Below are 8,123 nucleotides of genomic sequence, written 5' to 3' on the forward strand. Positions count from 1 at the left end.
GATAAAAAAACATAATTTGCGAGTGCATTTCCTTTCTTAATTCATTAACCAACTAATACGATTGGCCATGAAAGTTTATCAATCACATGAAATTAAGAACATCTCATTGTTGGGAAGTTCAGGCTCGGGAAAAACCACACTCGCTGAGGCTATGCTCTACGAGGGTGGTATTATAAAACGTCGCGGTAGTGTGGATGCACATAATACCGTTTGTGATTATTTTCCTGTAGAGCAGGAATACGGCTATAGTGTCTTTCCGACGGTTTTCCATGTAGAGTGGAACGGGAAGAAGCTGAACTTTGTGGATTGTCCGGGTTCGGATGATTTTGTAGGCGGCGCTTATACCGCGTTGAATGTTACCGATACAGCGCTGTTGCTCATCAATACGCAGTATGGTGTGGAAGTCGGAACTCAAAACATGTTTCGCATTACGGAAAAACTGGGTAAACCCACCATTTTCGTAACCAATCAGTTGGATGGTGAAAAGGCTGATTTCGACAATGTGGTCGAACAGCTAAAGGAAAATTACGGCAGCAAAGTCGTTAAGATTCAGTATCCAATTGTTTGCGGGCCGCAGTTTAATGCCGTGGTGGACGTGTTGAAAATGAAGATGTATCAATGGAAGCCCGAAGGGGGAGCACCCGATATCCTCGAAATCCCCGATTCGGAAAAAGATAAAGCAGAAGATTTACACCAGAAACTGGTCGAGGCAGCCGCCGAGAACGATGAAACACTGATGGAGAAATTTTTCGAACAGGGTACGCTGAGCGAAGATGAGATGCGAGAAGGTATTCATAAAGGATTATTGACCCGCAGCATGTTTCCTGTATTTTGCGTCTGTGCCGGCCGGGATATGGGTGTGCGCCGTCTGATGGAGTTCCTGGGAAATGTGTGTGCATTCGTAAGCGAAATGCCACACGTGGTAACCACTGACGGCGAAGATATTTCTCCCGATGTGAATGGCCCCACCAGCCTTTATGTATTTAAGACCACCATCGAGCCACACATCGGTGAGGTTACTTACTTCAAAGTGATGTCCGGTAAAATCCACGAAGGAGTCGATTTAGTAAATGCTAACCGGGGTTCTAAAGAGCGTATGGCACAGATATTCTGTGTGGCCGGGCAAATCCGTACGAAAATAGAAGAGTTGGTAGCCGGTGATATCGGTGTTGCAGTGAAACTAAAAGATACCCGCACGGGAAATACCTTGAACGATAAAGGTTGTGATTACAGGTTCGACTTCATTAAATATCCGGAACCCAAATATCGCCGGGCCATCAAGCCGGTCAATGAAGCTGATGCCGAGAAACTCAGCGAATTGCTCACCCGTATGCACGAAGAAGACCCGACTTGGGTTATCGAGCATTCCAAAGAGCTTAAACAGATTATCGTTTCCGGTCAGGGAGAATTTCACCTGAAAACCCTGAAATGGCGTCTGGAGCACAACGATAAAATGTACATTGAGTTTCTCGAACCGCGAATTCCTTACCGCGAAACCATCACGAAAGCTGCCCGTTCTGATTTTCGTCATAAAAAGCAATCGGGAGGTGCCGGCCAGTTTGGAGAGGTACACATGATCATCGAACCATACTTCGAAGGCGCACCGGTTCTTGAAGTATATCGGTTTAACGGTCAGGAATTTAAAATATCAGTTCGTGATACGCAGGTGGTCGATTTGGATTGGGGTGGCAAACTGGTCTTCATCAACAGTATTGTTGGTGGTTCAATTGACGCCCGCTTTATGCCTGCCATCATGAAAGGACTGATGGATAGAATGGAACAAGGACCTTTGACCGGTTCGTATGCCCGCGATGTCCGCGTAATTGTATATGACGGCAAAATGCACCCGGTGGATTCCAATGAGATCTCCTTCCGTCTGGCTGGTCGGAATGCTTTTAGCCAGGCCTTTAAAGAAGCCGGTCCGAAAATTCTGGAACCTATCTATGATGTCGAGGTTTTAGTGCCGGGCGAAAAGATGGGTGACGTAATGAGTGACCTTCAGGGACGCCGTGCTGTCATCATGGGAATGCAGAGCGAGAAAGGCTTTGAAAAGCTGATTGCTAAAGTTCCGTTGAAGGAAATGTCAAACTACTCGACAGCATTAAGTTCCCTGACCGGAGGACGAGCTTCCTTCAGTATGAAGTTTGCCGCCTACGAGCTTGTTCCGGGTGATGTTCAGGATAAACTGCTCAAAGAATACGAAAAACTGCAATTGCAAGAGCAAGACTAATGTGTTTTTTTATATTGTGAAAGAGGCTGTCTCGGGTGAGGCAGCCTCTTTTATTGTAATGGATTGGAATAAACAAAACTGCAAGAATTTGTCCCGTACCGGGAAGATGTGCGGCAGAATTGAAAGAGACGTTCCCGTCTCGGGACGCTCTCTCGCAAAATTGCAGGGCTCGTTCCCGGGTTGGGATTATCTCCTGCAAAATTGCATGGCTCATTCCCGAGGCGGGATTATCTCCTGCAGAATTGCGACACATATTCCCACTTTGAAACGCTGATTTTTTATTTTACGGGAATATTTTCCAGAACTGCGACCAGATAATTCCAGTATCGTTCAACAGACGGAATATTCACTTTTTCGTCCGGAGAGTGTGGAAACTTAAGCGTTGGACCAAATGAAATCATATCCATGCCCGGATAAACAGCTCCGATGATACCGCATTCCAATCCGGCGTGGATGACATTGATAGTCGGTTCTTTTCCATACAGGTTCAGGTAAACCGATTTCATCGTTTTCAGGATAGGGGAGTCGGGATTTGGAGCCCATCCCGGATAATCGCCGCTGAATTCGACCTTTGCCCCAGCCAACAGGAATACACTTTCAAGGCTTGATGCCAATGCTTCTTTCATCGTTTCCAGTGAACTGCGAATCAAAATATTTACAGTAGTTTTTCCGGATTCTGTTTCCACAATAGCCAGATTCGAAGAACTTTCAACAACTCCGGGCAAACCGGGATTCATGCGTGCAACTCCGTTTCTCACACCCACAATGGCATTGATAAGGTCATCCTGGATTTCTTCGGGAAGAAGAGTTTTTGGCAAATCGGTTTCTTCGGCTTTAAAAGCAAGATTAGGTTCGGTTGCTCCATTCTCATCTTTAAATATACCTTCAAACTCAGCCGCCAAATCCAGAAATTCATCTTTTAATTGATTGGGAATGGTTACAATGGCAAATGCTTCGCGCGGTATAGCATTGCGTAGCGTACCTCCACTTACCCACGAGAGATGTGCTTCATATTCAGCAACAGCAGTCTTCAGAAAACGGAAAAGCAACTTGTTGGCATTGTAGCGCCCCAAATGAATGTCGACACCCGAGTGCCCACCTTTCAGTCCGGTCAGGCTTAGTTTGAATGCGATATCTCCTTCGGGAATTTCAGAGACATCTTTATACTGAAAAGTTGCGGTCATATCCATTCCGCCGGCACAACCCACAAAGAGTTCTCCCTCTTCTTCAGAGTCTGTATTAATAAGGATCTCTCCTTCAATGAATCCGGGTTTCAGGCCAAAAGCGCCATACATACCGGTCTCTTCATCGGCTGTAAGAAGCGCTTCGATTGGACCATGCTTCAGATTGGTTGCCTGCAATACAGCCAGGATAGAAGCTACACCAATTCCGTTATCTGAACCGAGCGTTGTATTATTGGCTTTCACCCAGTCTCCTTCAACAATCAATTGTAAAGAGTCTTTGGTAAAGTCATGGTTGACGCTTGCATTTTTTTGGGGAACCATATCCAGATGGGCTTGTAGCACCACTTTTTTACGGTTTTCCATTCCCGGAGTAGCCGGTTTCTTTATTACCACATTTCCGGTTTCATCAACAACGGTTTCCAGCCCGAGTTTTTTACCGAAATCTACTACATAAGAGGTGATTTGTTCCAAATGATGGGAGGGGTGAGGAATGTGTGAGATAGTCTCAAAAATTGACCACAGCGGCTGTGGCGCAAGTTCGTTTACTTTCATTGTTAAGTGGTTTTAATGTGAAAGAAGCCGCCCGGGCGACTCCGTATTAGTTGTTTGTTTTTACATCTTTAGTTCCTGAAAATATGAGCGCGTAAATCGCAAACAGAGCATTTATCAGCGTCATTAATGTATGAGCCACCAAAGCAAATGCAGCCGCATGAGTCTGTTCTATTCCATAAAACATCATCGTTGAGATCACCATGAAGTGCCAGGGGCCGATACCGCCTTGTACGGGAAGCGCAAAGGCAATATTTCCCATCACAAACATCGCCAGGGCAATCCGGATGTTAAGATGGCTGGTAAAATCTAATGCAAAGAAACATAAATACAACTGCATAAAATAGCATATCCAGATGGCTACCGATAAATAAGTAAATCGCCACTTGTGCGGTAGAATGGTAAAGGTTTTGATCCCGATTACCAATTCATGGAGAAAAACCCTGATTTTCAGTGCCAATCTCGGGTGTCTCGTTTTCTTGTAGATAATATATCCAGCCAGGTAAAGAAATCCGATTAAAAGGTAAAATTCGGGAGAGGTAAACCACTTTCGAAAGGGAATATGGATGTGGACATGATTTTCCAGAAAATCCATATAGATATCATTCATGGTAAAAAAGCCAATAACAACCATCAAAATTACCAGAATACTGTCCACGATACGTTCAGATAACAAGGTGCCAAATACCTTTGAAAAAGAAATATTTTCTTTTCGGGAAATAAAAACGCAACGGGAAACTTCCCCTAGCCGTGGAAGTACCAGATTTCCTCCGAAATTAATAAAAACGGAATTGGTAAGAGTTTTGATTGAAGGCTTAGCTCCCAGCAGATTGATCAACATCTTCCAGCGTATAGCCCTGATAATATGGGCTAGTAGTTCAAACAAACAGGAAATGATGAGCCATTCGTAGTGAATGCCCTGGCTCATAATATCCAGAATCTGCCCGAAATCCATTTTCCGGTACACCCACCAAAAGATCAGAATGCCCAATGCTAATGGAATCGTAATTCTAAGAATGACCTTTATTAGTTTCATTTTTATAGAACAATTACCTAGCCAATGCCGTTAATCAGGATATTTTGTGTTATTTTGCAAAGTTAATGCCTTATAAGGATAACAACGTGGAAAAAACAGGGAGAATCTGTGGAAAATTAGCTGTCAATTCTTATGTATCGAAAACGCTTTCCCCTATCAATTTGTTCCTTGTTTTAATCAATTTAAAAAGAAGTCGAAATAACCAATACGAATGAATAAAGTCCGACCAAAAAAGTTTCTGGGTCAGCATTTCTTAAAGGATTTATCGGTCGCAGAACGAATTGCCGATACTTTAGGCGAATATAAAAATTTACCTGTATTAGAAGTAGGACCGGGGATGGGGGTACTTACCCGTTTTCTGCTGGATAAAGGCCATAATCTTACCGTTGTCGAAATTGACAGGGAATCCGTTCCTTATTTACAACAGCATTTTCCTGCTTTAGCCGGAAGAATTGTTGAGGCCGATTTCTTGAAGATGGATTTGAACACTTTATATCATGAGCCGTTTTGTATAATAGGCAATTATCCCTATAACATTTCGAGCCAGATTTTTTTCAAAGTCATTGATCACAAAGACCTGATTCCTTGTTGTTCCGGGATGATTCAAAAAGAAGTTGCAGAGCGAATGGCCGCTGGTCCCGGAAGTAAAACATACGGCATTTTGAGTGTGTTGATGCAAGCCTGGTACAAAGTTGAATATCTTTTTACCGTATCAGAGCATGTTTTCGATCCTCCCCCCAAAGTTAAGTCCGCTGTCATCCGGATGACCCGTAATGAAGTAAAAGAATTGCCTTGCGATGAGAAGTTGTTTAAGACTGTCGTTAAAACCGGTTTTAACCAGCGTCGTAAGACGCTCAGGAATTCATTGAAAACAATGATGAATAAAGATAACCCGGCATTTTCTTTGCCGGTTTTTGATAAACGTCCTGAGCAATTGAGTGTAAATGAGTTTATTGAATTGACACAATTGATAGAACAAAATCAATAGATTAGCAGATTATTGAACTTTTTTGGAGCTGAACTGAAAAAAAGCCGGCCAAACGCTATGGGTTAAGATTTTTTTTAGTTTAATTTGTGTTCTGGAAAATAATGCCTATAACAATATGAAAGAGGAAATCATCGAAAAACTGAAAGAGTTAATCGAGCAACCGGTGGAAGAGGTTAAAGACCTTGTCGAAGAATTAAAACAAAGCTTTTACAAAATACAAAAGCAGGAGACAGAAGAATCCCGTAAACGCTTCATTGAAGAGGGTGGAGTTGAGGATGAATTCATTCAGAAGCCGGATGATAAAGAGGAGATTTTCAAATCATTATTAAACGCTTTCAGAGAAAAGAAAGCGGCGCTGGCTGCTGAACAGCAACGGTTGCGTGAGGCTAATTTAGAGGAAAAGCTTGGTATTATTGAGAAAATTAAAGCGTTATGTGAGAAAGCTGATGAAGTGGGTAAGCATTACCCTGAGTTTCAGCAATTGCAACAACGCTTCAAAGAAATCACCCTGCTTCCTCAAACAAATCTGAACGATCTGTGGAAAAACTACCAGCTTCAGGTAGAGAATTTTTACGAGCTACTGAAGATTAATAAGGAGTTGAGGGATTATGATTTTAAAAAGAATTATGAGCATAAACTTCAACTTTGCGAGACTGCTGATAAGTTGGCGCAGGATAATGAAATAATATCATCGTTCCATCAACTGCAGAAATTGCACGAAGAATGGCGTGAAATTGGCCCCGTTGCTAAAGAGCACCGTGAAGAGCTATGGGAAAGATTCAAAAATGCATCTACTATCATAAATAAACGTCATCAGCAATATTTTGATGAATTGCGTGAGAAAGAGCAGATTAATGAAGCTGAAAAAGTAGCTCTATGTGAAACAGTAGAGGGGATTGATTTTGAAAGCCTAAATTCATTTGTGAAATGGGAAGATAAAACTAAAGAACTTCTTGATATCCAGGAAAAGTGGAAAACAATTGGATTTGCCCCTAAAAAGGTTAATGGCGAATTGTTTGATCGTTTCCGTCATGCCTGTAATAAGTTCTTCGATGCTAAAGCTGCATTTTATAAGCAGGTGAAAGATGATATGGCTCTTAATCTGGAGAAAAAGAAATCTCTGTGCGAGCAGGCTGAAGCATTGAAAGATAGCAACGATTGGAAAAAATCAGCAGATATTTTGGTCGCATTGCAAAAGGAATGGAAAACCGTAGGTCCTGTTTCTAAAAAACATTCAGATGCGGTTTGGAAGCGGTTTATTTCTGCCTGTGACTATTTCTTTGAGCAAAAGAATAAACATTTTGCCTCAAGTAAAGAAGTTGAACATGAAAACCTGGTCAAGAAGAAAGAGATAATTGAAAAGCTTAATGCTATCGATGGTGATGTTGATGCTACGGAAGGGGTGAAGCTCGTTCGTGCTTTAATGGATGAGTTTAATGCTTTGGGGCATGTTCCATTTAAAGAAAAGGATAAAATTTATAATGCATATCACTCTGTAATTGACAAATTGTTTGCTCAGTTTAATATGAAAGAGTCAAATCTACGACTACAATCATTCAAGAGCAATATCAATACTATAGCGGAAGAGGATAATTCGCAGAACAAACTCTATAAAGAAAGAGAAAGATTGGTTCGTACCTATGAAAATATTAAGGGAGAACTCAAAACTTATGAGAATAATATCGGATTCTTATCTGCGTCTTCTAAATCTGGCGGAAGCTTGCTTAATGAGATGAATAAAAAAATTCAGAAGCTAAAAGACGATTTAGATGTAGTTGCTAAGAAAATAGAGATTATAGACGAAAACCTTCCAGGGTGATGTGTCTTAGAAAATATGAAAAATCCGGGTGGCATTGCTATCCGGATTTTTTTTGCACATGGTAGAAACGTTAATCTCATATCTTTTTGTGCTTTCAGGTAAACCAATACTAGAACGATATTGTTTTCACTTTGCGCCTTATGCAAATTCGACTTAATGCAAAGTCGTTTCTATGTAGTATGTCTCTTAATAGGTTATGTTCTTTAACAGAAAAAAGGCGTCGTATAATTTGGAGCGAATAGATAAACCGACTACTTTTGCACTCGCTAAACAGGAAGGGCAGCGGCCCAACGAAGATTGCTTGAGACTTTTGGAAA

The 8,123-nt window shown here is 41.7% G+C and carries 5 protein-coding genes; 3 read left to right on the forward strand and 2 right to left on the reverse strand.

All coding sequences use genetic code 11. The features are described 5' to 3' along the window. The first annotated feature begins 67 nt into the window (after positions 1–67). Entirely contained in the window at positions 68–2,230 is a 2,163-nt protein-coding gene (locus MLE17_RS17925; protein ID WP_243350149.1) for an elongation factor G, read from the forward strand. Between the two features lie 278 nt (positions 2,231–2,508). On the opposite strand, the gene MLE17_RS17930 is transcribed toward MLE17_RS17925, so the two are convergent. Further along, positions 2,509–3,966: an aminoacyl-histidine dipeptidase gene (locus MLE17_RS17930; RefSeq protein WP_243350150.1), complete on the reverse strand. Its 1,458-nt coding sequence runs from the start codon at positions 3,964–3,966 to the stop codon at positions 2,509–2,511. 46 nt (positions 3,967–4,012) lie between these two features. Next, entirely contained in the window at positions 4,013–4,999 is a 987-nt protein-coding gene (locus MLE17_RS17935; protein ID WP_243350151.1) for a lysylphosphatidylglycerol synthase transmembrane domain-containing protein, read from the reverse strand. A gap of 211 nt (positions 5,000–5,210) precedes the next feature. On the opposite strand from MLE17_RS17935, the gene rsmA reads away from it, so the two are divergent. Then, positions 5,211–5,987, forward strand: a complete 777-nt coding sequence (gene rsmA, locus MLE17_RS17940) for a 16S rRNA (adenine(1518)-N(6)/adenine(1519)-N(6))-dimethyltransferase RsmA (RefSeq protein WP_243350152.1) — start codon at positions 5,211–5,213, stop codon at positions 5,985–5,987. 115 nt (positions 5,988–6,102) lie between these two features. Next, a complete protein-coding gene (locus MLE17_RS17945; RefSeq protein ID WP_243350153.1) occupies positions 6,103–7,806 on the forward strand; it encodes a DUF349 domain-containing protein in 1,704 nt (567 codons plus the stop codon). Positions 7,807–8,123 lie beyond the last annotated feature (317 nt).

This window comes from Parabacteroides sp. FAFU027, from assembly GCF_022808675.1.
Taxonomy (GTDB): domain Bacteria; phylum Bacteroidota; class Bacteroidia; order Bacteroidales; family UBA7332; genus CAXXIC01.